Source organism: Streptomyces dangxiongensis, assembly GCF_003675325.1.
Classification (GTDB): Bacteria; Actinomycetota; Actinomycetes; order Streptomycetales; family Streptomycetaceae; genus Streptomyces; species Streptomyces dangxiongensis.
This window is the reverse complement of the sequence record NZ_CP033073.1, coordinates 3,221,924-3,245,250: the sequence shown is the minus strand read 5'-3', so window position 1 is coordinate 3,245,250 and position 23,327 is coordinate 3,221,924. Positions and strand designations below refer to the sequence as shown.

Sequence of the window (23,327 nt, the reverse complement as noted above, 5' to 3'; positions counted from 1 at the left end):
CGGTACGGCTCCGTGAAAGGGCCGTATCGCCCGTACCCTTGCCATACCCGTGCGGTGCGAACGCACGGTTTTGTCGGACGTCAAATAGCGGGCGTCCACGAATGAAGGATCTGATCCACTCATGCTGATCGCTCAGCGTCCCTCGTTGACCGAAGAGGTCGTCGACGAGTTCCGCTCCCGGTTCGTCATCGAGCCGCTGGAGCCGGGCTTCGGCTACACCCTCGGCAACTCCCTGCGCCGTACCCTCCTGTCCTCCATCCCGGGTGCCGCCGTCACCTCCATCCGGATCGACGGCGTGCTGCACGAGTTCACCACCGTGCCGGGCGTCAAGGAGGACGTCACCGACCTGATCCTCAACATCAAGCAGCTTGTCGTCTCCTCGGAGCACGACGAGCCGGTCGTGATGTACCTGCGCAAGCAGGGCCCGGGTCTGGTCACCGCCGCCGACATCGCGCCCCCGGCCGGTGTCGAGGTGCACAACCCCGACCTGGTCCTCGCCACGCTCAACGGCAAGGGCAAGCTGGAGATGGAGCTGACCGTCGAGCGCGGTCGCGGTTACGTCTCCGCCGTGCAGAACAAGCAGGTGGGCCAGGAGATCGGCCGTATCCCGGTCGACTCCATCTACTCGCCGGTGCTGAAGGTCACGTACAAGGTCGAGGCCACGCGTGTCGAGCAGCGCACCGACTTCGACAAGCTGATCGTCGACGTCGAGACCAAGCAGGCGATGCGTCCGCGTGACGCCATGGCCTCCGCGGGCAAGACGCTGGTCGAGCTGTTCGGTCTCGCCCGCGAGCTGAACATCGACGCCGAGGGCATCGACATGGGTCCGTCCCCGACGGACGCCGCCCTGGCCGCCGACCTCGCGCTGCCGATCGAGGAGCTGGAGCTGACGGTCCGCTCCTACAACTGCCTCAAGCGTGAGGGCATCCACTCCGTGGGTGAGCTGGTCGCGCGCTCCGAGGCCGACCTGCTGGACATCCGCAACTTCGGTGCGAAGTCCATCGACGAGGTCAAGGCGAAGCTGGCCGGCATGGGCCTGGCCCTGAAGGACAGCCCGCCCGGATTCGACCCGACCGCCGCCGCCGACGCCTTCGGCGCCGACGACGACGCGGACGCCGGGTTCGTCGAGACCGAGCAGTACTGAGCGCTCCGCGAGGAGGCCGGTTCTGCGGCTGCCGGCCCGCTGTGGCGGGTCGTGCGGTTCCCCGCGCCCCTGACGGGGCGCGGACCCTCCGGGTGTCTTGAAGAAGGCGCCCGGATCTCCGACGGGTGATCGCCCGCTCGGACACTGACCCCGGTACCTGATACGGCCGGGGCAGACACCTAGGAGAGACACCATGCCGAAGCCCACCAAGGGTGCCCGTCTGGGCGGCAGCGCCGCGCACGAGAAGCTGCTCCTCGCGAACCTCGCGAAGGCGCTCTTCGAGCACGGCCGTATCACCACCACCGAGGCGAAGGCGCGCAAGCTGCGTCCGTACGCCGAGCGTCTGGTCACCAAGGCGAAGAAGGGCGACCTTCACAACCGCCGCCAGGTGCTCCAGGTCATCACGGACAAGAGCATCGTGCACGCGCTCTTCACCGAGATCGGCCCGCGGTACGAGAACCGTCCGGGTGGCTACACCCGCATCACCAAGATCGGTAACCGCCGTGGCGACAACGCGCCCATGGCCGTCATCGAGCTGGTCGAGGCGCTGACGGTGCAGCAGAACGCCGTGGGTGAGGCCGAGGCCGCCACCAAGCGCGCGGTCAAGGAGTCCGACGAGGCCAAGGCCGAGGACACCAAGGCCGAGCAGACCGAGGGCACCGAGGCTCCGGCCGAAGAGTCCAAGGACGCCTGAGGCTCCGCCTGACGCTGTGAGCGGGTCCGCCCTTCTTGGGCGGGCCCGCTCTCGCGTTCTCCCCACGGCTTCGCCCTGAGAGGATCCCTACGTGAGTGACGAAGTACAGCCCGGACTCGTGCGCATCCGCCTCGACCTGTCCTACGACGGCAGTGGTTTCCACGGCTGGGCCAAGCAGGCCGGCGGCAGGCGGACCGTGCAGGGGGAGATCGAGGACGCCCTGCGGACGGTGACGCGGTCGACACGGACGTACGACCTGACCGTGGCCGGGCGGACCGACGCGGGGGTGCACGCGCGCGGGCAGGTGGCGCACGTCGACCTGCCGGCCGAGCTGTGGGCCGAGCACGGGGAGAAGCTGCTCAAGCGGCTCGCGGGGCGGCTGCCGAAGGACGTCCGGGTGTGGCGGCTGTCCGAGGTTCCGGCCGGGTTCGACGCCCGGTTCTCGGCGGTCTGGCGGCGGTACGCGTACCGGGTCACCGACCATCCGGGCGGGGTGGATCCGCTGCTGCGCCACCACGTGCTGTGGCACGACTGGCCGCTCGACGTGGACGCCATGAACGAGGCGGCCCGGGCGTTGCTGGGGGAGCACGACTTCGCCGCCTACTGCAAGCGGCGGGAGGGGGCGACGACCATCCGGACGCTCCAGGAGCTGAGCCTGGTGCGGGGGGCCGACGGGATCATCACCGCCACCGTGCGCGCGGACGCGTTCTGCCACAACATGGTGCGGTCCCTGATCGGGGCGCTGCTGTTCGTGGGCGACGGGCACCGGGGACCGGAGTGGCCGGGGAAGGTGCTGGCCGCCGGCGTGCGGGACTCCGCCGTCCATGTCGTACGGCCGCACGGGCTGACCCTGGAGGAGGTCGGCTACCCCGCCGACGAGCTGTTGGCGGCCCGTAACAAGGAGGCGCGGAACAAGCGCTCGCTTCCCGGGACCAGGGGTTGCGAAGCCTGTTAGTTTCGCCTCCCGGCCAGGAGATCGATGGGGCTGACCGGGGTTGGCTGGGGGGCCGACGGGTCTTCACGGCCCGGGGTTGGACAACGCAATGACTTCTTCAGTGGGTCCGGCTTCTCCGGCTCGCCGCAGCTCCAACCGGTGCTCGCCGCCGTCGTGGACGGCCGCTTCGGGCCGACCGGGACGCGCCTGCTCAGCCTGGCCTTCATGCTGGGCACCTCCGCCCTGCTGTGCTCGTTCACCCGGCGAGATCCCGATCCGCTTCACCGAGCGGACGGGGGGTGTCTCGAAGATGACGCTGCGTACCCAGTTGGAGTCGGCGGTGGTCCCGCTGCGTCCGAAGCGGCGCTGGGCGCCCGGCGTCCGAATGCCGCCGCCCGGTCGCTACCGTTCGGCGGCGGCCGACGCCTGGGCCTGGCCGCGGCGGTGGATCTGGTTGACGGTGAACTGGGCCAGGTCGTTGCCGGTGCGGAAGACCGTGGTGTCCTTGGTGGTGACGTCCTTGCCGCTGGTGAAGCCGGAGATCGTGAAGTAGGCGTAGCGGCCGTAGGCGTTGCGGGTCGAGCGGCAGAACGCCCCGTCGCAGAACGGCTTGACCCCCTTGCCGAACAGCGAGCGCACGATGCTCCTGTCGTCGGTCTGGGAGCGGGCCTTCGTGGCCTGGGCCGCGGTGTCGAAGACGGCGACGCCGACGGTGACCCCGATGCCGCCGTCGGTGTAGGTCACCCGCATCAGACGGGTGCAGCCGTTGGCGGTGAGGATCTTGGGCAGGGTGGCGCCGGCGGCCGTGGCACAGCTCGTGGTGTCCGCCGTCAGGCCCTTCTTGTACACCGTGCCGCCGATGGTCACCCGCGTGCCCGGGAACAGCGTGTCGGGGCCGAGCGGGGCGGTGTCCTTCCTGGCGCTGGAGATGAACTCCTTGGGGTCCAGCGGCGGCGGGGCGCTGGTGGGCGCGAACGACGGCGTCGCGGTGCCGGTGCCGGGCAGCGGGGCGCTGGCGGGCAGGCTGCCGGGGCCCGCCCGGTCGTCACCGCCGTTCGCGGAGACGACGGCCATGGCGACCGCGGTGCCTATCGCGACGGTGGCGAGCGCGCCGCCGGCTGTGAACAGCAGCTTGCGGCGCTTGTTCCGCGTCTCCGAGGCCTCGGCGAGCGCGGCCCAGTCCGGCGACCCGTCGTCGGCTGCGCTGTTCCACGGCTGCTGGGAATGCGGTTTCCAGGGATCCCACTGAGACTGGGGTCCCCCCTGCCCGTAACTCATGGGGCGCATCTTAGACGGGGCGCGGGGGGTGCCGGAGGGCGTCGGGCGGCATGCCGCCTTTGTCCGCCGCCCGGTTCCGGGGCGTTTCGTACGGGGTGTCGGGCGGACTCGTTTTGACCCGTCCGGGGGCCGACCGGTAACCTACTTCTTCGTTGTGTATTGGCTTGCTCATTCTCACGGGACGGGCCCTTACACCGGTCCACCGGGCCGATGACCAGCGACCAGCACGCGGTTTGCGTCACCGCTGTGCGGTCAGGGCTGTCGTGATCGTTTCGGTGACCTTGTTTAGGACCATTCACTCGAAGCGAAGGCTACGAACCGTGCGTACGTACAGCCCCAAGCCCGGCGATGTGACGCGCCAGTGGCACGTCATCGACGCTCAGGACGTAGTCCTGGGCCGTCTCGCCACGACCGCAGCCACCCTCCTCCGGGGCAAGCACAAGCCGATCTACGCGCCGCACGTCGACGCTGGTGACTTCGTCATCATCATCAACGCCGACAAGGTGCACCTGTCCGGCAACAAGCGGACCCAGAAGATGGCGTACCGCCACTCCGGCTACCCGGGTGGTCTGCGCTCCGTCCGTTACGACGAGCTGCTCGACAAGAACCCCGAGAAGGCCATCGAGAAGGCCGTCAAGGGCATGCTCCCCAAGAACACTCTGGGCCGTCAGATGCTCTCGAAGCTGAAGGTCTACAAGGGTGACCAGCACCCGCACGCTGCCCAGCAGCCGGTGCCGTTCGAGATCACCCAGGTCGCGCAGTAAGTCCGGCCACCCCCTAAGACCGAAGAGAATCTGAGGAGAATCGTGGCCGAGACCACTGCCGAGCAGCCGCTCGAAGAGCTTGACATCGACAGCTACACCACCGAGTCCGAGGTCCCCGTCGAGGGTGAGTACACCTCGGAGTCCATGGCCTCCCGCTTCGGCGAGCCCCAGCCGGCCGCCGGCCTGGGCCGCCGCAAGAACGCCATCGCCCGTGTCCGGATCGTTCCGGGCACCGGCAAGTGGAAGATCAACGGCCGCACCCTTGAGGACTACTTCCCGAACAAGGTGCACCAGCAGGAGGTCAACGAGCCCTTCAAGGTGCTCGAGCTGGAAGGTCGTTACGACGTCGTCGCCCGCATCGCGGGTGGCGGTGTCTCCGGTCAGGCCGGTGCGCTCCGTCTCGGTGTCGCCCGTGCGCTGAACGAGGCCGACGTCGACAACAACCGCGGCCCGCTCAAGAAGGCCGGCTTCCTCACGCGTGACGACCGTGCGGTCGAGCGCAAGAAGGCCGGTCTGAAGAAGGCCCGTAAGGCTCCGCAGTACAGCAAGCGCTAAGCTTCGCTGCCTGCTCGTACGTGGTACGGGCTTCGGCCCCGCGTACTCCGAACGCCCCGGCGGCACGCCACATGTGCCGCCGGGGCGTTCGTTTATCCCAGCCAAGGGCGTATAACGACACAAGACGCTCAAAGGCTTGTGTGATCGGATGCCGAGGCGTCTGCCACCCGACGCGGCACCCCCGCTTCCGACAATGACGCTTCCTCAGGAGGACAAGTGGGACGACTCTTCGGCACGGACGGCGTGCGCGGTGTCGCCAACGCGGATCTGACGGCCGAGATGGCGCTCGCCCTCTCCGTCGCCGCGGCGCACGTACTGGCCGAGGCGGGCACCTTCGAGGGCCACAAGCCGACCGCGGTGGTCGGACGGGACCCGCGCGCGTCCGGGGAGTTCCTGGAGGCGGCGGTCGTGGCCGGCCTGGCCAGCGCCGGCGTGGACGTCCTGCGCGTCGGGGTGCTGCCGACCCCCGCGGTGGCGCATCTCACCGGCGCGCTCGGCGCCGACCTCGGCGTGATGCTCTCCGCCAGCCACAACGCCATGCCCGACAACGGCATCAAGTTCTTCGCCCGCGGCGGCCACAAACTCGCCGACGAGCTGGAGGACCGGATCGAGTCGATCTACGAGTCCCACCGGCACGGCGAGCCCTGGCAGCGGCCGACGGGCGCCGGGGTGGGCCGCGTGCGGTCCGACGACGAGGGCTCCGAGCAGTACATCGCCCACCTGCTGTCGGTCCTGCCCAACCGGCTCGACGGACTGAAGATCGTCCTGGACGAAGCGCACGGCGCGGCCTCGGGGGTCTCGCCGGAGGCGTTCGCCAGGGCGGGTGCCGAGGTCGTCACCCTCGGCGCCGAGCCGGACGGCCTCAACATCAACGACGGCTGCGGCTCGACCCACCTGGACCCGCTGAAGGCCGCGGTCGTCGCGCACGGCGCGGACCTCGGTATCGCGCACGACGGCGACGCCGACCGCTGCCTGGCCGTGGACCACACCGGCGCGGAGGTCGACGGCGACCAGATCCTCGCCGTCCTCGCGCTGGCGATGCAGGAGCGCTCAGCGCTGCGCGCCGACACCGTGGTCGCCACGGTGATGTCCAACCTCGGCTTCAAGCTGGCCATGGAGCGGGCGGGCATCCGGCTCGTGCAGACGGCCGTGGGCGACCGGTACGTGCTCGAGGAGCTGAAGGAGCACGGCTACGCCCTCGGCGGCGAGCAGTCCGGGCACGTGATCATCCTCGACCACGCCACCACCGGCGACGGCACGCTGACCGGCCTGCTGCTGGCGGCGCGGGTCGCGGAGACCGGCCGCACGCTGCGGGAGCTGGCGTCCGTCATGGAGCGGCTGCCACAGGTACTGATCAACGTGCCGGACGTGGACAGGTCGCGGGTGGGGACGTCCGCCGATCTCGCCGCCGCCGTCGCCGAGGCGGAGCGGGAGCTGGGGGAGACCGGGCGGGTCCTGCTGCGGCCCTCCGGCACCGAACCGCTGGTCCGGGTGATGGTCGAGGCCGCGGACATCGACCAGGCCCGGGCGGTCGCCGGGCGGCTCGCCGACGCGGTGAAGTCGGCGCTTGGCTGACGCCGGGCAGGGGAGCCGGGGAACCGCCGCCGGCGGGCCGCGCGCTGTTCGCGGCCGGTCGCGCGGTTCCCCGCGCTCCTCAGGCCTTTCGCCGCTCCCGCCGCCAGAAGAACTTCTGGGCGAGCAGCGTGAGCGTCCCGGCGAGGATGATGCCGATCAGGTTCAGCAGTAGCTGCTCCGAGGAACGCACCGTCTGGTGGGTGTCGCTGTAGACGAGCGCCACGGCCGCGTTCGCGGCGGCGGGCACGGTCGTCACCGAGATGGCCACGCCGACCAGGGCCCCCGACTTGGCGGACGTCAGCGACAGCGTGCCGGCGACCCCGGCGAGCACCGCCACGACGAACGAGAACCAGTCCGGGGCGTAGATGAAGCCGGTGTTGGGCCGGTCGGCCTCCAGCTCAGACCTGTGGAACAGGCCGACCGCATCCATGAACAGGCTGAACGCGGACGTCAGCGTCATGGCCACCGCGAAGCCCACCACCAGCGCGATCACCGACCGCCACGCCAGACGCGGACGGCGCCGGACCAGGGCTGTGGAGATGCCGGCCAGTGGCCCGAACTCCGGTCCCACCGCCATCGCGCCCACGATCAGGATGGCGTTGTCCAGCACGACACCGCAGGCCGCGATCATCGTGGCCAGTGTGATGAACGCGACATAGGTGACCGACAGCGTCGACTCCTCGTGGGTCGCCTCGGTCAGCCCCTCCCACAGCACCGCGTCCGCGCCCTCGCCCGGCGCGGCCTCCTCCGCCTCCTCGGCCCGGCGGGACAGGGAGAGGCCGATGTCGTCGACGGCGATCGAGCCGGTCTCGTCCAGGCCCAGGCGCCGCAGCCCGGCGATCAGCCCGTCGCCCGCCTCGCGGGCCACGTCGCACAGGACGACGTCCCCGGCCGGGTCACGGGCGGCGCCCGGCAGCACGACGAGGTGAGCGGTACCGACCGTCTCCTCGATCAGACGGATCACCTCCTCGGTCCGCTCCTTCGGGGTGATCAGACGCAGATGCAGCATGCGCCCATCCAACAGGACGGCTCACAGCTTGCGCAGGCGCAGGCGCTGCACCTTGTGGTCCTGGCCCTTGCGCAGGATGAGGCCGGCCCGGCCGCGGGTCGGGGCGATGTTCTCCACCAGGTTCGGCTTGTTGATGGACCGCCACAGCATGCGGGCGTAGTCCACGGCCTCCTCCTCGGTGACCTGGGTGTACTTGCGGAAGTACGACGACGGGTCCTGGAAGGCCGTGCGGCGCAACTTCTTGAAACGGTTGAGGTACCAGCGCTCGATGTCCTCGGCGCTCGCGTCGACGTACACGCTGAAGTCGAAGTAGTCGGCGAGGCCGACCCGGGTACGGCCGTCCTTGCCGGGCAGCGCGGGCTGGAGGACGTTCAGACCCTCCACGATCAGGATGTCGGGCCGGCGGACGGTGAGCTTCTCGCCCGGCACGATGTCGTAGATGAGGTGGGAGTAGACCGGCGCGGACACCTCGGCCTTGCCGGCCTTGATGTCGGCGACGAAGCGGGTCAGGGCCCGGCGGTCGTAGGACTCGGGGAATCCCTTGCGCGACATCAGGCCGCGCGCTTCCAGCTCCCGGGTGGGCAGCAGGAAGCCGTCGGTCGTCACCAGTTCCACGCGCGGGTGCTCGGGCCAGCGGGAGAGCAGGGCCTGGAGCAGCCGGGCGACGGTGGACTTGCCCACGGCCACCGAGCCGGCGACGCCTATGACGAACGGGGTGCCGGACTGGGAGCCCTTCTCACCGAGGAAGGTGTTCAGCGCCCCTCTCAGGCCGTCCGTCGCGCCGACGTAGAGGTTGAGGAGCCGGGAGAGCGGGAGGTAGATGTCCCGCACCTCGTCCAGGTCGATGACGTCGCCGAGGCCGCGCAGCTTCTCCACCTCCTCGGCGGTGAGCGGCAGGGGCGTCTTGTTCCGCAGCGCGCTCCACTCGGCGCGGGTGAGGTCGACGTAGGGAGTCGCCTCCGGCCTGTGCCGGTGGGCGCTCCGGGGCATCGGGGAGACCGGTGAGATCACAGTCCATTGTTAACGGAGTCTGAACGGGGTGGCGGGTGGGGTGCGTCACGTGGGTCCCGGGCCCGGGACATGCCACAGGGGCGGGTGGACTGTCCGCCCACCCGCCCCTGTGTCCTTAACGTCAGTCGATCCGGTCGTTGAGCCCCTCGGGTACGACCCATTCCGGGTAGCCGAACCGTTCGCCGAGGGCGACGAGGGCCGGTCTGTCGGCCGGTACGTGGTACGCCTTCATGGCACGCAGGAACAGCCGGTAGCCGAGGTCCGCGCAGGCCTCGGTGACCACCCGTTCCAGCGCGGGGACGAGCCCGGTCACGGGAATACCGAACGGAGGATTCCCGACCGCGAGGCTCAGTTGTTCCGCGACCGGGCGGATCACGTCCAGGACGGCCCGCCGCAACTCCTCGTCCACCACCGGCTGTGGTGGCGGGGGAGTGTACGCCGGGTTGTCCCGGCGAACCCGGGCCAGCCATGTCTCTTCGGCCTTCCGCAGCCAGGCGCCGGCGCTCATGCCGTACTCGCTCGGGTCGAAGACGCCGTGCGTGGCGGCGAGCCACGCCGTGCGGAGGGTCTCGTCCGTCAGCGCGGAGTCCAGCAGTCGCTGGACGTCCTGGCCCAGTTGGGCCGCCTTCGAGCGGTCGAACTCCTCGACCGACGTCTCCGCGACGCCGAGCCACACCATGACGGGGCCGGCGTCTGGATGAGACTGGACGTACAGGGAGTTCCTCGGTGCGCAGGAGTGCTGGCCGGAATTCGTCCGTCTCCCGGCCTGCCGACTCGACCTCGTCGGGCCCCTCATTTGTGGGGTTCCTATGTGTGTTCTGTGTGTGGAACGTCGCCTTCGCGCGCCTCGACCGCGAAGAGATGGCTGATTTCCGCCTGTGGGTGTCACTCACCCCGGGCGCCCGGCGGCTCCGCGTGGCCCCGCGCATTTCCGATTTCGGGCACGCGATGACGGTTTCATGCCGCCATCCGCCCGTAGGCTGCCGCCCATGTGCGGAATCGTGGGATACGTAGGGTCGCAGTCGGCGCTCGATGTCGTGATGGCCGGGCTGAAGAGACTGGAGTACCGGGGGTACGACTCGGCGGGGGTCGCCGTGCCGGCCGACGGCGGGCTGGCCGCCGCGAAGAGAGCCGGAAAACTGGTCAACCTGGAGAAGGAACTGGTCGAACGGCCCCTGCCGGCGGGTTCGACCGGCATCGGGCACACCCGCTGGGCCACGCACGGCGGCCCCACGGACGCCAACGCCCACCCGCACCTGGACAACGCGGGCCGGGTCGCCGTGGTCCACAACGGCATCATCGAGAACTTCGCCGCGCTGCGGGCCGAACTGACCGAGCGGGGGCACCGGCTGACCTCCGAGACGGACACCGAGGTGGTCGCCCACCTCCTCGCCGAGGAGTTCTCGGCCACCGCCGACCTGGCCGAGGCGATGCGGCTGGTGTGCCGGCGGCTGGAGGGCGCGTTCACGCTGGTCGCCGTGCACGCCGACGAGCCGGACGTGGTCGTCGGCGCGCGCCGCAACTCCCCGCTCGTGGTGGGCGTGGGAGAGGGCGAGGCGTTCCTGGCCTCCGACGTCGCCGCGTTCATCGCCCACACGCGCTCCGCGATCGAGCTGGGCCAGGACCAGGTGGTGGAGCTGCGCCGCGACGGTGTCACGGTGACCGGCTTCGACGGCCGCCCGGCCGACGTCCGCTCCTACCACGTGGACTGGGACGCCTCCGCGGCCGAGAAGGGCGGCTACGACTACTTCATGCTCAAGGAGATCGCCGAGCAGCCCAAGGCGGTCGCCGACACCCTCCTCGGGCGCATCGACCCCGCCGGCTCGCTGACCCTGGACGAGGTGCGGATCAGCCCCTCCGAGCTGCGCGAGATCGACAAGGTCGTGATCGTCGCCTGCGGCACGGCCTTCCACGCCGGCCTGATCGCCAAGTACGCCATCGAGCACTGGACGCGCATCCCGTGCGAGGTGGAGCTGGCCAGCGAGTTCCGCTACCGGGACCCCATCCTCGACGTGCAGTCGCTGGTGATCGCCATTTCCCAGTCCGGCGAGACCATGGACACCCTCATGGCGCTCCGGCACGCGCGCGAGCAGGGCTCCAAGGTGCTGGCGATCTGCAACACCAACGGCTCGACGATCCCCCGTGAGTCGGACGCGGTGCTGTACACGCACGCCGGCCCCGAGGTCGCCGTCGCCTCCACGAAGGCGTTCCTGACCCAGCTTGTCGCCTGCTACCTGGTCGCCCTGTACCTCGGCCAGGTCCGCGGCACCAAGTGGGGCGACGAGATCCGCGACGTGGTCAGGGAGCTGTCCCGGATCTCGGTGGAGGTCGAGCGGGTCCTTCGGACCATGGAGCCGGTACGCGCGCTGGCACGCACGCTGGCCGCCAAGAACACGGTGCTCTTCCTCGGCCGGCACGTGGGCTACCCGGTGGCGCTGGAGGGCGCGCTCAAGCTGAAGGAACTCGCCTACATGCACGCCGAGGGCTTCGCGGCGGGCGAGCTGAAGCACGGCCCGATCGCGCTGATCGAGGAGGACCTGCCGGTCGTGGTGGTCGTGCCGTCGCCGCGCGGCCGGTCGGTCCTGCACGACAAGATCGTGTCCAACATCCAGGAGATCCGGGCACGGGGCGCGCGGACCATCGTGATCGCGGAGGAGGGGGACGAGGCGGTGGTGCCGTACGCCGACCACCTGATCCGGATCCCGGCCACGCCGACGCTGCTCCAGCCGCTGGTGGCCACGGTGCCGCTCCAGGTCTTCGCGTGCGAGCTGGCGACGGCCCGGGGCAACGAGGTGGACCAGCCCCGGAACCTGGCGAAGTCGGTGACGGTGGAGTGAGCGCGAAGGGGCGAACGGCCCGCAGCCGTCCGCCCCTCGTCCCACCGGTCAGCCGGTCACCGGCCGACGCGGGTCACCGGCTGACGCAGGTCACCAGTTGATGCAGGTCACCAGTTGATGCAGGTCTTCGGGACCCAGCCGTTCTTCTTGTCGCCGCCGTAGTACCACAGGTTGCTCTTCTTGCCGCAGGCCGTGTACGAACCGCCCTTGTAGGCCTTGCCGTCGTTGCAGACCGCGCCCTTCTTGCCCTTGCCCCAGATGCCGACGGCCGTGGCCGTCGTCTTCGGCGACGTACGGACGTTGACGGTCTCCTTGGCCTTGACGTTGACGATCGCCTTGCTGCAGTCCCTCGGCAGCGTTGCCGCGGAGGCGGTGCCGGCGGTGGCGACGGCGCCGGTCAGGGCCGTACCGATGAGGGCGACGGTGGTGAGCGCGGTGCCCAGAGACTTCAACTTCAAGGCGGAGTCCTCCCGTTGTGAGCGATGGCGTCCGCGTGGAGACGGATCGCCGGTCACCAGCAAGACTAATGGCCGCGGACGCTCGTCATGATCGCGGGGTTTCAGTGCACCGAGAAGCCGCCGTCCACGTGGATCGACTGGCCCGTGACGTAGCCGGAGGCGCGGCTCGCGAGGAAGACGGCGGCGCCCTCGAAGTCCTCGGCCAGACCGTTGCGGCCGGCCATGGTGCGCGCGGCCAGCGCCGACACCCTCCCGCGGTCGGACGACAGCCGGGCGTTGAGCGGGGTCATCACGAAGCCCGGCACGAGGGTGTTGCAGGTGACGCCGTACGGCGACCAGGCCTCCGCCTGCGAGCGGGCCAGCGACTCCAGCGCGCCCTTGGAGACGCCGTACGCGCCGCTGTGCACGAACGCCCGGTGCGCCTGCTGGGAGCTGATGTGGATGATCCGGCCGAAGCCCCGCCCGGCCATACCCGGCCCGAACCGCTGCCCCAGCAGGAACGGGGCCTCCAGGTTCACCGCGAGCGTGGCGTCCCACACCTCCTCGTCCAGCTCGCCCATCGGCGGACGCAGGTTGATCCCGGCGCAGTTGACGAGGATGTCGGGCTCACCGAAGACACCCGCCGCCTCCTCGGCGACCGCGCGCACACCCTCCCGGGACCCCAGGTCACCGCTGACCCAGGCCGCCCGGCAGCCGTCGGCGGCCAGTTCGGCGACGGTCGCGGTGAGCTGTTCCTCCCCGCGCGCCACGACCACCACCCGCGCCCCGGCCCGCGCCAGCGCACCGGCCACGGCCCGGCCGATGCCGGAACTGCCGCCGGTCACCAGGGCGGTGCGGCCGTCGAGGGAGAACAGGTCGGAGAGGTACGAGGGGGAGGAAGCCATGGCGGAAGCGTAGGCGGAGCGGCGGGCGAGCGGCGGGGAGTCGCGGGGGAGTGGCGCGGTGGCCGGCCCGGACCCCCGGTGGCCGGGCACGCCGTGCCGTCACGGTGGGAGGACCGGCGGGGCCGTGGTCGTAGGGTGCACGGCATGAGCATCATCGGGGTGGGCATCGACGTCGCCGAGATCGACCGGTTCCGGGCGTCCCTGGAGCGGACCCCCGGGCTGGCCGACCGGTTGTTCGTCGAGCGTGAGCTGCTGCTGCCCAGCGGGGAACGGCGGGGGATCGCCTCGCTCGCGGTGCGGTTCGCCGCCAAGGAGGCGCTGGCCAAGGCGTTGGGGGCGCCGCCCGGGCTGCACTGGACCGATGCCGAGGTGTACGTGGAGGACAGCGGGCAGCCCCGGCTGCGGGTGAAGGGGACCGTGGCCGCGCGGGCCGCGGAACTGGGCGTGCGGGCGTGGCATGTGTCGCTGAGTCACGACGCGGGCGTCGCCTCGGCGGTGGTGGTCGCCGAGGGCTGACCGGTCGCGCGGCCCGGGTGTGGGCGGCGGGGGTTCCGGGGCAGACTCGGTGCCATGCGTACTGCGTACAGCGTGGAGACGGTAAGGGCGGCCGAACGGGCGCTGCTGGCGAGGATGCCGGAGGGGGCGCTGATGCAGCGGGCCGCCGCCGGGCTGGCCGCCGCCTGCGCCGGACTGCTCGGGCGGGTGTACGGCAGCCGGGTGGTGCTGCTGGTCGGCAGCGGGGACAACGGCGGGGACGCCCTGTACGCGGGGGCGCGGCTGGCCCGGCGCGGGGCGGGCGTCACGGCCGTACCGCTGTCACCCGGACGGGTCCACCACGAGGGGCTGGCCGCCCTGCGGCGGGCGGGCGGCGCGGTCGCCGACGCCGACGCCGCCGAGGAGCTGATCGCGCGGGCCGGCCTGGTCGTGGACGGGATCGTCGGCATCGGCGGCAAGGGCGGCCTGCGGCCCGGCGCCGAGCGGCTCGCCGGGGTGGTGGCGCGGTCCCGGGCCGCCGTCGTGGCCGTGGACCTGCCCAGCGGGGTCGACGCGGACACCGGGGAGGTGCGGGGGGCCGCGCTCCGGGCCGACCTGACCGTCACCTTCGGCACGTACAAGCCGGGGCTGCTGGTGGACCCCGCGCGGGAGTACGCCGGCGTCGTGCGGCTCGTCGACATCGGGCTGGAGCCGCCCGCCGTACCCGAACTGGAGGCCCTGCAACACGCCGACGTGGCCCGGCTGTTGCCGGAGCCGGCGGCGGAGAGCGACAAGTACCGGCGCGGGGTCGTCGGGATCGCCGCCGGGTCGGCACGCTACCCGGGGGCCGCCGTGCTGGCCGTGTCCGGGGCGCTGCGGGGCGGGGCGGGGGCCGTACGGTACGTCGGCCCGGCCGGGGACGCGGTCCTCGCGCGCTTCCCGGAGACCCTCGTCTCCGACGCCGGTCCCGCCGGGGCCGGGCGGGTGCAGGCCTGGGTGGTCGGGCCGGGCGCCGGCGACGACGCGGCGACCGTGGCCCAGGTGCTCGCGACGGACGTACCGGTGCTGCTGGACGCGGACGGGCTGCGGCTGGCCGGGCGGGAGGCGGTACGGGGGCGTACGGCGCCGACGCTGATGACCCCGCACGCGGGCGAGGCCGCCGCGTTGCTGGGGGTACGGCGGGAAGAGGTCGAGGGCGCCCGGCTGGCCGCGGTGCGCGAGCTGGCGGCGGAGTACCGGGCGACGGTGCTGCTGAAGGGGTCGACGACGCTGGTCGCCGGTCCCGGGGGCGGGACGGTGCGGGTGAACCCCACGGGGACGCCGTGGCTGGCCACGGCGGGCAGCGGGGACGTGCTGTCCGGGCTGGCGGGGTCACTGCTGGCGGCGGGGCTGGCAGCGGTGGACGCGGCGAGCGCGGGCGCGTACCTCCACGGCCTGGCGGGCCGCCTGGCGGCCGGCGGCCCCCAGCCGCAGGGCGCCCCGGCCGCCGCCCACGACATCGCGTCCCACATCCCCCAGGCCTGGCGAAACGTAGGAACCTGAACCCTGACTCCCAGGGGCGCGGCGAACGCGGCACCCCCGTCTCACCCCGGGCCCACCCCCCCAAGGGCGCGGGGAGCGCCGCGCCCCCTGTCCCCCCGGGCCCACCCCAACCCCCAGGGGCGCGGGGAAACTGCGCGACCGGCCACGACGAACCCGCACCCGGGCACGGACGGCCGGTCCCGCACGCCCGCCCGCCGGCAGCCGTACGCGTCTCCCTCCGCCCCCCGGGTGACCCGCTCCGCGCGGCACCCCCGTTCCCGCCGGTCCCCGCGTTTGGCTGATTGCATGATCAGCGGACGAACTGTGTACCGGGGTGTCGCGGTGCTGCTCGCCGCCGGGGCGGCGTTCCCGGTGGCCGGCAGCACCGGCACCGCCGTGGCCGCCGTACGCGCCGTACCCACCCCCGGCAGCCCCGGCCTCTCCCCGAAGCCGCCCGCTCCCGCCCCCGCCGCCACTCCCGCCTCCGTGCCCCTCTCCGACCTCGTCCCCGGCGTGCCGCCCGGCCCCGCCCAGCCCTGGCAGATCGACACGCCCGACCAGGCCCTGCCGCCGAGGGTGTACCCACCCAGCGCGGCGGAGGACGCGGTGGAGCCCGGGGACGCGGCACCGGGAACGTACGACCTCATCGAGTACGTGCCGTTGGGGGACGCCGTGGCCAAGGTGGAGTGCACCGAGCAGACCGGCCCCTACCAGCGGCAGGTCGAACGGTGGCTGAAACTGAGGGCGGACGGCAAGCAGTCCGCCGCCGACTGCAGAACGGTCCGGGCGTTCCAGATCGCGTACCGCATCAAGCCGGCCGGCGGGTTCGCCGGGCCCGTCACCTGGTCGACGATGATGCTGATCTCGGCCGGGAAGAAGCCGAACGCCGCCGGGAAGTGCCCGGTGCGGTCCTACCGGGTCGCCTGTGTCGATCTGGACCGCCAGCTCACCTGGGTGCAGAAGGGCTCCCGCGTGGTGTTCGGGCCGGTGCCGATGCGCAGCGGAGGCAAGGGGCACGTCACCCGCAAGGGATGGCACACCGTGTACTGGCGGCACAAGAACCACGTGTCGACCCTGTACGGCCAGGCCATGCCGTACGCCCAGTTCTTCGACGGCGGCGAGGCCTTCCACGCCGTCTACGGCAGCATCCACACCACCGCCGGCTCCATGGGCTGTGTGAACCTGCGGCTCGCCGACGCCCGCGCGCTGTGGGGCGTGCTGAAGAAGGGTGACCGCGTCTTCGTGTGGGGGCGCAGGCCGGGTAGCTGACACGGCGCCCGGAGGCCGTACGGCGCCCTCTGAGACACTGGGGGCGCCATGAGTGAGACTTCAGCTGTGCCGACCGCCTCCCTGCGGGCCCGCGCCGAGATCGATCTGGGCGCCCTGCGCGCCAACGTGCGGGCCCTGCGCGCCCGCGCGGAGGGCGCCGGCGTGATGGCCGTCGTCAAGTCCGACGGGTACGGCCACGGGGCGGTGCCCTGCGCCCGCGCCGCCCTCGCGGCGGGCGCGGCCTGGCTCGGCACGGCCACCGCCGAGGAGGCCCTCGCGCTGCGCGCGGCCGGGCTGCCGGGCCGGATCCTGTGCTGGCTGTGGGTGCCGGGCGGCCCATGGCGGCAGGCGATCGAGGCGGACATCGACGTGTCGCTGAGCGGCACGTGGGCCCTGCGGGAGGTCACCGCCGCCGCCCGGGAGGCCGGGCGGGTCGCACGGGTGCAGCTCAAGGCCGACACCGGACTCGGCCGCAACGGCTGTCAGCCCGGCGAGAACTGGGCCGCCCTGGTCACCGCGGCCCTGCGCGCCGAGGCCGAGGGCCTGGTCCGCGTCACCGGTCTGTGGTCGCACTTCGCGTGTGCCGACGAACCCGGTCACCCGTCCGTCGCCGCGCAGCTCGGCCGGTTCCGGGAGATGGTGGCGTACGCCGAGGACCAGGGCGTACGGCCCGAGGTGCGGCACATCGCCAACTCGCCGGCCACCCTCACGCTGTCCGACTCCCACTTCGACCTGGTCCGCACGGGCATCGCCCTGTACGGCATCTCGCCCAGCCCCGAGCTGGGCACCCCGGCCGACCTCGGGCTGCGCCCGGTGATGACGCTCAGCGCGTCGCTGGCCCTGGTCAAGCACGTTCCCGGCGGGCACGGCGTGAGCTACGGCCACCACTACGTCACCCCGGGCCCTACGACGCTCGGCCTGGTGCCGGTCGGCTACGCGGACGGCATTCCGCGGCACGCCTCCGGCACCGGCCCGGTCCTGGTCGACGGCAAGTGGCGCACGGTCGCCGGGCGGGTCGCCATGGACCAGTTCGTGGTGGACCTCGGCGGTGACGAGCCGCCGGCGGGGGCGCAGGCGGTGCTGTTCGGGCCGGGCGACCGGGGTGAGCCGACCGCCGAGGACTGGGCGAAGGCCTCCGGCACGATCGCGTACGAGATCGTCACGCGCATCGGAACGCGCGTTCCCCGCGTCTATGTGAACGGGCAGGAACCCGGGTAACCCGTTCGGGAGCGGCACCCGGACCGTCCGGCACGGCGGTCCCGCAGGTCACGCACGGGCACGGGGGCACCAGCGCACCATCCGTTTCACCCCAACCAGCGAACTGTTGTACGGCGAAGAGGAGCGGTACGTGAGCGAGAGCAGCGCGGAGGCCGTGGCGGAGGTCGTGGCCGACGTCGTCGCCTCGGCGGCCGCCGTCTCCGCCGCGGGGGCGGCCGGGAGCTGGCGCAGGGCGACCGGCGTCGCCGGCACCGCGCTGGGCGTCCTCGCCGCGGGCGCGGCGGCCGGCGTGGCCATCGAGCGGATGACGGTCGGGCGCGGGATGCGCCGCCGGGCCCGGCTGGCGCTGGACTCCACCGGGCCGTACGGCACCCTGCGCGGCACCCCCGGCAAGGCGTACGCCGACGACGGCACCGAGCTGTACTACGAGGTCGACGAGACCGAACCGGACGTCGGCCCGGAGGTCTCCCCGCGCCGGCGCCGGCTCTTCGGCCGCAAGGCGCCCGCCCCGGTCACCGTCGTCTTCTGCCACGGCTACTGCCTCAGCCAGGACTCCTGGCACTTCCAGCGGGCCGCCCTGCGCGGGGTGGTGCGCACCGTGCACTGGGACCAGCGCAGCCACGGGCGGTCCGCGCGGGGCGTGGGCCAGACCCGGGACCGGGTGCCCCTGACCATCGACCAGCTCGGCCGCGACCTGAAGGCCGTGCTCGACGCCGCCGTACCCGAGGGACCGGTGGTGCTGGTCGGCCACTCCATGGGCGGCATGACCGTCATGGCCCTCGCCGCCCAGTACCCGGAGCTGATCCGGGACCGGGTCGTCGCCGCCGTCTTCGTGGGGACGTCGTCCGGGCGGCTCGGCGAGGTCAACTTCGGGCTCCCGGTGGCCGGCGTCAACGCGGTGCGCCGGATCCTGCCCGGGGTGCTCAGGGCGCTGGGGCAGCAGGCGGAGCTGGTGGAGAAGGGGCGCCGGGCCACCGCCGACCTGTTCGCCGGGATCATCAAGCGGTACTCGTTCGCGGGACGGGACGTCGACCCGGCGGTGGAACGGTTCGCCGAGCGGATGATCGAGTCGACGCCGATCGACGTGGTCGCCGAGTTCTACCCGGCCTTCACCGACCACGACAAGACCGAGGCCCTCACCTGCTTCCGGGAGATGCCCGTGCTGGTGCTGGCCGGGGTGCGGGACCTGGTCACGCCGAGCGAGCACAGCGAGGCCATCGCCGACCTGCTCCCGGAGGCCGAGCTGGTGCTCGTGCCGGACGCCGGGCACCTGGTGATGCTGGAGCACCCGGAAGTGGTCACCGACCGCCTCGCCGACCTGCTCACCCGCGCGGGCGCGGTGCCCGCAGGGGCTACCGTAAGTGGCTATGGAACGACCAGCAGCACCCGCAGCACCGCACCACCGCGCTGAGACCCGGCTGACGGTCACCTCGCCCGAGCAGATGCGGGAGCTGGGCCGCCGGCTCGCCGCGCTGCTGCGCGCGGGCGACCTGGTGATGCTCACCGGTGAACTGGGCGCGGGCAAGACCACCCTGACCCGCGGGCTCGGCGAGGGCCTGGGCGTGCGCGGCGCGGTCACCTCGCCGACGTTCGTCATCGCCCGGGTGCATCCTTCCCTCGGTGACGGCCCGCCCCTGGTCCACGTGGACGCCTACCGCCTCTCCGGCGGTCTGGACGAGATGGAGGACCTGGACCTCGACGTCTCCCTGTCCGACTCGGTGATCGTCGTGGAGTGGGGCGAGGGCAAGGTCGAGGAGCTGACCGAGGACCGGCTCCACGTCGTCATCCACCGCGCGGTCGGGGACACCACCGACGAGGTGCGGCACGTGACCCTGGCGGGGCTGGGGGAGCGGTGGTCCGGCGCCGCCCTCGACGCGCTGTCCGGCTGAGGACCGGCTGGCTTCCCGACAAGCTGTCGGCACGGTGTTGCGCGGGGCGTCCCGGGCGTGGTCACATGGTCCCCAGCCCGTAGTTAGGTGTGCCTAACTACACCCGCCCCCGCACATCAGGAGGCGTTCATGACCGCAGCCCGGCCCATGCCCCGGCCCGCCACGCCCGCCGGGGTGTCCATGCGCGATCTCCTGGCCTCGTGCGCCGCCGCGGACGCCGTCTCCCAGCCCCCGCGGGCCCCGGAACCACGCCGCGGGCCGGAGCCCGTGACCGCGCGCGCCGAGGACCGTCCCCGGGCCGCTTGAGTGCGCCGGAGGACCGTCACGGGCGGGTGCTGAAGGGCCGCTCCGGGCGGGTCGGAACCACCGCGCCGGGCGACACCGTCTCCCTCGCCCGGTACCGGCCGAGGGACGGCATCCCCGGCGCACGGGGCCGGCTAGCGGATCACGACCACGCGTACGCCGATCGTCGCGAACCGCCACATCGCGTCCCCGTCCTCCCGGTTCTCCCGGATCCCGCCCGTCCGCACGCCCGGGTCGGGCGTCGGGCCGGTGCCGTCGCCCACCGCCGCGCTGAACCCGATCGCCACGCCCCGCACGCTGGTGAAGCGCACCACGTGCTCGACGGGCCGGCCGTCGGTCCCGGTGACCGCGTGGGAGCGGGAGGTCACCCAGTAGGTGCCCGGGGGCGGATCCACGTTCCCGGGGCGCACCGGGAACGTGCGCTGCATCCGGCCGCGCTCGCCGACCAGCCAGACCCGGTCGTCGTCCACCGAGTACACCACCCGTTCACCCGTACCGGAGGCGCTCGGCAGGGCGGTCGGGTTGTGCCGGTCCCGGGGCGCCTTGGACGCGGACGCCGAGGGGGAGGCGTGCGCGGCGGGAGTGCCCCCCAGGGACGCGGGGACGGTCGCCTGGGCCCGGTAGGCGAGGAATCCGACCGCTCCGACGGCCGCAGCGGTGAGGACGGCCACGACTCCCGAGCTGGTCCCTGCCACGTGCGCCCACCTCTGTTTCATCTGATATGTCGTACTTCGTACAGACCGTAGCAGTCGGTGACCGTACGACCCGGACGGCCATGCGGGCGGCGCGGGCGCCGTAGGCTGTTCGCGTGCTCTTGCTCGCTCTGGATACCGCAACACCCGCCGTCACCGTCGCGCTGCACGACGGCACCGACGTCATCGCCTCGTCGAGCCAGGTGGACGCGCGCCGGCACGGAGAGCTGCTGCTGCCGGCCGTCGACCGCGTACTCACCCGCGCCGGGCTGAAACCGGAGGCGGTCACCGGGATCGTCGTCGGCACCGGCCCCGGCCCCTACACCGGTCTGCGTGTCGGCCTGATGACCGCCGACACCTTCGGTCTCGCGCTCGGCGTCCCGGTGTACGGCGTGTGCACCCTCGACGGCCTCGCCCACGCCGCCGGCATCGAGACGGGCCCCTTCGTCGTGGCGACCGACGCCCGGCGCAAGGAGGTCTACTGGGCCACGTACGCCGACCCCCGCACCCGCCTGACCGGCCCGGCCGTCGACCGCCCGGCCGACATCGCCGGGCAGGTCGCCGGGCTCCCGGCGGTCGGCGCCGGCGCGCTGCTCTACCCGGACACGTTCCCGGACGCCCGCGAGCCGGAGCACGTGTCCGCCGCCTCCCTCGCCTCGCTGGCCGCAGGAAAGCTGGCCGCGGGCGAGGAACTCCCCGCGCCCCGGCCGCTGTACCTGCGCCGGCCCGACGCCCAGGTCCCCAAGAACTACAAGGTGGTCACCCCCAAGTGACACAGCCGGCAGCCCCCGTCCTGCGCGAGATGCGCTGGTGGGACATCGACCCGGTCCTGGTGCTGGAGAAGGACCTCTTCCCCGAGGACGCCTGGTCCCGGGGCATGTTCTGGTCCGAGCTGGCCCACTCCCGGGGCCCGGACGCCACCCGGCGCTACCTCGTGGCCGAGTCCGACGGCCGCGTCGTCGGATACGCAGGTCTCGTCGCCGCCGGCGAGCAGGCCGACGTCCAGACCATCGCCGTCGCCCGCGACCACCAGCGCACCGGCCTCGGCGCCCGCCTGCTCACCGAGCTGCTGCGCGCGGCGACCGCGTTCGAGTGCCACGAGGTGATGCTCGAATGCCGGGTCGACAACATCCGCGCCCAGCAGCTCTACGAGCGTTTCGGCTTCGCCCCCATCGGCTTCCGGCGCGGCTACTACCAGCCGGGCAACGTCGACGCCCTGGTGATGCGCCTGACCACGGAACCCGGCAGCGGCCCCGCCGCGGGCTCCGCCCCCGTACAAGGAACCGATATCAATGACTGACGAACCACTCGTCCTCGGCATCGAGACCTCCTGCGACGAGACCGGCGTCGGCATCGTCCGCGGCACCACCCTGCTGGCGGACGCCGTCGCCTCCAGCGTCGACGAGCACGCCCGCTTCGGGGGCGTCGTGCCCGAGGTGGCGTCCCGGGCACACCTGGAGGCGATGGTCCCCACCATCGACCGCGCGCTGAAGGAGGCGGGGGTCCGCGCCCGCGACCTCGACGGCATCGCGGTCACCGCCGGACCCGGGCTCGCGGGCGCGCTGCTCGTCGGCGTGTCGGCGGCCAAGGCGTACGCCTACGCCCTCGGCAAGCCCCTGTACGGCGTCAACCACCTCGCCTCGCACATCTGCGTGGACCAGCTAGAGCACGGCCCGCTGCCCGAGCCGACGATGGCCCTGCTGGTCTCCGGCGGCCACTCCTCGCTGCTGCTGTCCTCGGACATCACCTCCGACGTCCGCCCGATGGGCGCGACCATCGACGACGCGGCCGGCGAGGCCTTCGACAAGATCGCCCGCGTGCTGAACCTGGGCTTCCCCGGCGGCCCGGTCATCGACCGGTACGCGAAGGAGGGCGACCCGCGGGCCATCGCCTTCCCGCGCGGCCTGACCGGCCCGCGCGACCCGGCGTACGACTTCTCCTTCTCGGGCCTGAAGACCGCCGTGGCCCGCTGGATCGAGGCCCGGCGCGCGGCCGGTGAGGACGTCCCGGTGCGTGATGTGGCCGCGTCCTTCCAGGAGGCCGTCGTCGACGTCCTCACCCGCAAGGCCGTCCGCGCCTGCAAGGACGAGGGGGTCGACCACCTGATGATCGGCGGCGGCGTGGCCGCCAACTCCCGGCTGCGCGCCCTCGCCCTGGAACGCTGCGAGGCGGCCGGCATCCGGCTGCGCGTGCCCCGCCCCAAGCTGTGCACGGACAACGGCGCGATGGTGGCCGCGCTCGGCGCCGAGATGGTCGCCCGCAACCGGGTCCCCTCCGCCTGGGACCTGTCGGCCGACTCCTCCCTGCCGGTGACCGAGCCGCACGTCCCGGGCCACGACCACGTGCACGAGGTCAGCAAGGAGAACCTGTACTCGTGACCGTCGCGCTGATGTGGGAGGCGCGGGCCGCCGCGGGCCGCGGGGAGGACCTGCTGGCCTGGGCCCGCGGACAGGCCCTCACCCCCGGGCCGGCGCGGCGCGAGACCTTCCGCGCACCGCAGGACCGGGTGCTGGTCATCACGTGGTGGGACGCGCCGTACGACGCGCCGCTGCCCGAACTGCCCGAGCCGGACGCGGAGCTGGTGACCCGCGTCGTGCACCGCTGGCGGTTCGAGGCGGTGACGGACGGCTGAGCGGCCGGGTTGATCCTTCCGGCCGGGCTGCGCTATGATCATCACACAGCGAACGGCCGGAACACCGGCCCGGACGCAGTGCGTTGGTGGTCCAAGGAAAGACGTCCCGCTTCCTGCGGGGAGATGCAGGTGCAAGGCCTGCCCGGCGCTCCACTCGATACCCCGCCCCCGGGTCCCCGGAGGCGG

The 23,327-nt window shown here is 72.5% G+C and carries 25 protein-coding genes; 18 read left to right on the top strand and 7 right to left on the bottom strand.

The annotated features are described in order from the left end of the window. The first annotated feature begins 121 nt into the window (after positions 1 to 121). The 3 genes from D9753_RS14250 (at position 122) to truA (ending at position 2,793) form a co-directional block, all read left to right on the top strand. A complete protein-coding gene (locus tag D9753_RS14250; protein ID WP_003966937.1) occupies positions 122 to 1,144 on the top strand; it encodes a DNA-directed RNA polymerase subunit alpha in 1,023 nt (340 codons plus the stop codon). A 193-nt stretch (positions 1,145 to 1,337) separates the two neighbouring features. Beyond that, positions 1,338 to 1,838: a 50S ribosomal protein L17 gene (rplQ, locus tag D9753_RS14245; RefSeq protein WP_121787365.1), complete on the top strand. Its 501-nt coding sequence runs from the start codon at positions 1,338 to 1,340 to the stop codon at positions 1,836 to 1,838. Positions 1,839 to 1,929: 91 nt separating this feature from the next. Continuing rightward, positions 1,930 to 2,793, top strand: coding sequence for a tRNA pseudouridine(38-40) synthase TruA (gene truA, locus D9753_RS14240; RefSeq protein ID WP_121787364.1), 864 nt, complete (start codon positions 1,930 to 1,932; stop codon positions 2,791 to 2,793). 381 nt (positions 2,794 to 3,174) lie between these two features. Here truA and D9753_RS14230 read toward each other — a convergent pair whose 3' ends face one another. After that, positions 3,175 to 4,050 carry a hypothetical protein gene (locus D9753_RS14230; protein WP_121787363.1) on the bottom strand — a complete coding sequence of 292 codons (876 nt, stop codon included), beginning with the start codon at positions 4,048 to 4,050 and terminating at the stop codon, positions 3,175 to 3,177. A 320-nt stretch (positions 4,051 to 4,370) separates the two neighbouring features. Between D9753_RS14230 and rplM the strand changes: the two genes are divergently transcribed. From rplM to glmM, 3 genes are all read left to right on the top strand, one after another. Next, entirely contained in the window at positions 4,371 to 4,814 is a 444-nt protein-coding gene (rplM, locus tag D9753_RS14225) for a 50S ribosomal protein L13 (RefSeq protein WP_030345455.1), read from the top strand. 42 nt (positions 4,815 to 4,856) lie between these two features. After that, positions 4,857 to 5,369, top strand: a complete 513-nt coding sequence (gene rpsI, locus D9753_RS14220) for a 30S ribosomal protein S9 (RefSeq protein ID WP_121787362.1) — start codon at positions 4,857 to 4,859, stop codon at positions 5,367 to 5,369. A 216-nt stretch (positions 5,370 to 5,585) separates the two neighbouring features. Further along, positions 5,586 to 6,944, top strand: a complete 1,359-nt coding sequence (glmM, locus tag D9753_RS14215) for a phosphoglucosamine mutase (protein ID WP_121787361.1) — start codon at positions 5,586 to 5,588, stop codon at positions 6,942 to 6,944. Between the two features lie 79 nt (positions 6,945 to 7,023). Here glmM and D9753_RS14210 read toward each other — a convergent pair whose 3' ends face one another. From D9753_RS14210 to D9753_RS14200, 3 genes are all read right to left on the bottom strand, one after another. Further along, positions 7,024 to 7,953 carry a DUF389 domain-containing protein gene (locus tag D9753_RS14210; protein WP_121787360.1) on the bottom strand — a complete coding sequence of 310 codons (930 nt, stop codon included), beginning with the start codon at positions 7,951 to 7,953 and terminating at the stop codon, positions 7,024 to 7,026. 21 nt (positions 7,954 to 7,974) lie between these two features. Next, positions 7,975 to 8,943: a type I pantothenate kinase gene (gene coaA, locus D9753_RS14205; protein WP_163010938.1), complete on the bottom strand. Its 969-nt coding sequence runs from the start codon at positions 8,941 to 8,943 to the stop codon at positions 7,975 to 7,977. Positions 8,944 to 9,085: 142 nt separating this feature from the next. Continuing rightward, positions 9,086 to 9,643, bottom strand: a complete 558-nt coding sequence (locus D9753_RS14200; protein WP_121787358.1) for a hypothetical protein — start codon at positions 9,641 to 9,643, stop codon at positions 9,086 to 9,088. A 310-nt stretch (positions 9,644 to 9,953) separates the two neighbouring features. On the opposite strand from D9753_RS14200, the gene glmS reads away from it, so the two are divergent. Continuing rightward, positions 9,954 to 11,801 (top strand): glutamine--fructose-6-phosphate transaminase (isomerizing), encoded by a 1,848-nt coding sequence (gene glmS, locus D9753_RS14195; protein WP_121787357.1) that lies wholly within the window; start codon positions 9,954 to 9,956, stop codon positions 11,799 to 11,801. Between the two features lie 107 nt (positions 11,802 to 11,908). Here glmS and D9753_RS14190 read toward each other — a convergent pair whose 3' ends face one another. Then, positions 11,909 to 12,259, bottom strand: coding sequence for a hypothetical protein (locus D9753_RS14190; RefSeq protein WP_121787356.1), 351 nt, complete (start codon positions 12,257 to 12,259; stop codon positions 11,909 to 11,911). 101 nt (positions 12,260 to 12,360) lie between these two features. After that, a complete protein-coding gene (locus D9753_RS14185; RefSeq protein WP_121791065.1) occupies positions 12,361 to 13,143 on the bottom strand; it encodes an SDR family NAD(P)-dependent oxidoreductase in 783 nt (260 codons plus the stop codon). 144 nt (positions 13,144 to 13,287) lie between these two features. Here D9753_RS14185 and D9753_RS14180 point away from each other — a divergent pair, with 144 nt between their 5' ends. From D9753_RS14180 to D9753_RS36540, 7 genes are all read left to right on the top strand, one after another. Continuing rightward, positions 13,288 to 13,659, top strand: a complete 372-nt coding sequence (locus tag D9753_RS14180) for a holo-ACP synthase (RefSeq protein WP_121787355.1) — start codon at positions 13,288 to 13,290, stop codon at positions 13,657 to 13,659. Between the two features lie 54 nt (positions 13,660 to 13,713). After that, positions 13,714 to 15,159: an NAD(P)H-hydrate dehydratase gene (locus D9753_RS14175; RefSeq protein ID WP_205614146.1), complete on the top strand. Its 1,446-nt coding sequence runs from the start codon at positions 13,714 to 13,716 to the stop codon at positions 15,157 to 15,159. Between the two features lie 285 nt (positions 15,160 to 15,444). Continuing rightward, positions 15,445 to 16,407 carry a L,D-transpeptidase gene (locus tag D9753_RS14170; protein ID WP_121787354.1) on the top strand — a complete coding sequence of 321 codons (963 nt, stop codon included), beginning with the start codon at positions 15,445 to 15,447 and terminating at the stop codon, positions 16,405 to 16,407. 48 nt (positions 16,408 to 16,455) lie between these two features. Then, positions 16,456 to 17,625, top strand: a complete 1,170-nt coding sequence (alr, locus tag D9753_RS14165) for an alanine racemase (protein WP_121787353.1) — start codon at positions 16,456 to 16,458, stop codon at positions 17,623 to 17,625. Between the two features lie 130 nt (positions 17,626 to 17,755). Continuing rightward, complete coding sequence (locus D9753_RS14160) at positions 17,756 to 19,036, top strand: alpha/beta fold hydrolase (protein ID WP_121787352.1); 1,281 nt, start codon at positions 17,756 to 17,758, stop codon at positions 19,034 to 19,036. Then, a complete protein-coding gene (tsaE, locus tag D9753_RS14155; protein WP_121787351.1) occupies positions 18,993 to 19,514 on the top strand; it encodes a tRNA (adenosine(37)-N6)-threonylcarbamoyltransferase complex ATPase subunit type 1 TsaE in 522 nt (173 codons plus the stop codon). Before D9753_RS14160 ends, tsaE begins: the two co-directional genes overlap by 44 nt. Before the next feature lie 129 nt (positions 19,515 to 19,643). After that, a complete protein-coding gene (locus D9753_RS36540; protein WP_163010701.1) occupies positions 19,644 to 19,820 on the top strand; it encodes a hypothetical protein in 177 nt (58 codons plus the stop codon). 131 nt (positions 19,821 to 19,951) lie between these two features. Here the strand turns inward: D9753_RS36540 and D9753_RS14150 are convergent, their stop codons facing one another. Then, on the bottom strand, positions 19,952 to 20,512 hold the full coding sequence (locus D9753_RS14150) for a hypothetical protein (protein ID WP_121787350.1): 561 nt from the start codon (positions 20,510 to 20,512) through the stop codon (positions 19,952 to 19,954). Positions 20,513 to 20,625: 113 nt separating this feature from the next. Here D9753_RS14150 and tsaB point away from each other — a divergent pair, with 113 nt between their 5' ends. Genes tsaB through D9753_RS14130 form a run of 4 tightly spaced genes read left to right on the top strand, consistent with a single transcriptional unit; the run spans position 20,626 to position 23,141 of the window. After that, positions 20,626 to 21,282, top strand: coding sequence for a tRNA (adenosine(37)-N6)-threonylcarbamoyltransferase complex dimerization subunit type 1 TsaB (gene tsaB / locus D9753_RS14145; RefSeq protein WP_121787349.1), 657 nt, complete (start codon positions 20,626 to 20,628; stop codon positions 21,280 to 21,282). Between the two features lie 29 nt (positions 21,283 to 21,311). Further along, entirely contained in the window at positions 21,312 to 21,809 is a 498-nt protein-coding gene (gene rimI, locus D9753_RS14140; protein WP_163010937.1) for a ribosomal protein S18-alanine N-acetyltransferase, read from the top strand. Beyond that, positions 21,802 to 22,887, top strand: a complete 1,086-nt coding sequence (tsaD, locus tag D9753_RS14135; RefSeq protein WP_121787347.1) for a tRNA (adenosine(37)-N6)-threonylcarbamoyltransferase complex transferase subunit TsaD — start codon at positions 21,802 to 21,804, stop codon at positions 22,885 to 22,887. The genes rimI and tsaD overlap by 8 nt, the downstream gene beginning before the upstream one ends. Continuing rightward, positions 22,884 to 23,141, top strand: a complete 258-nt coding sequence (locus D9753_RS14130; RefSeq protein ID WP_121787346.1) for a hypothetical protein — start codon at positions 22,884 to 22,886, stop codon at positions 23,139 to 23,141. The genes tsaD and D9753_RS14130 overlap by 4 nt, the downstream gene beginning before the upstream one ends. Positions 23,142 to 23,327 lie beyond the last annotated feature (186 nt).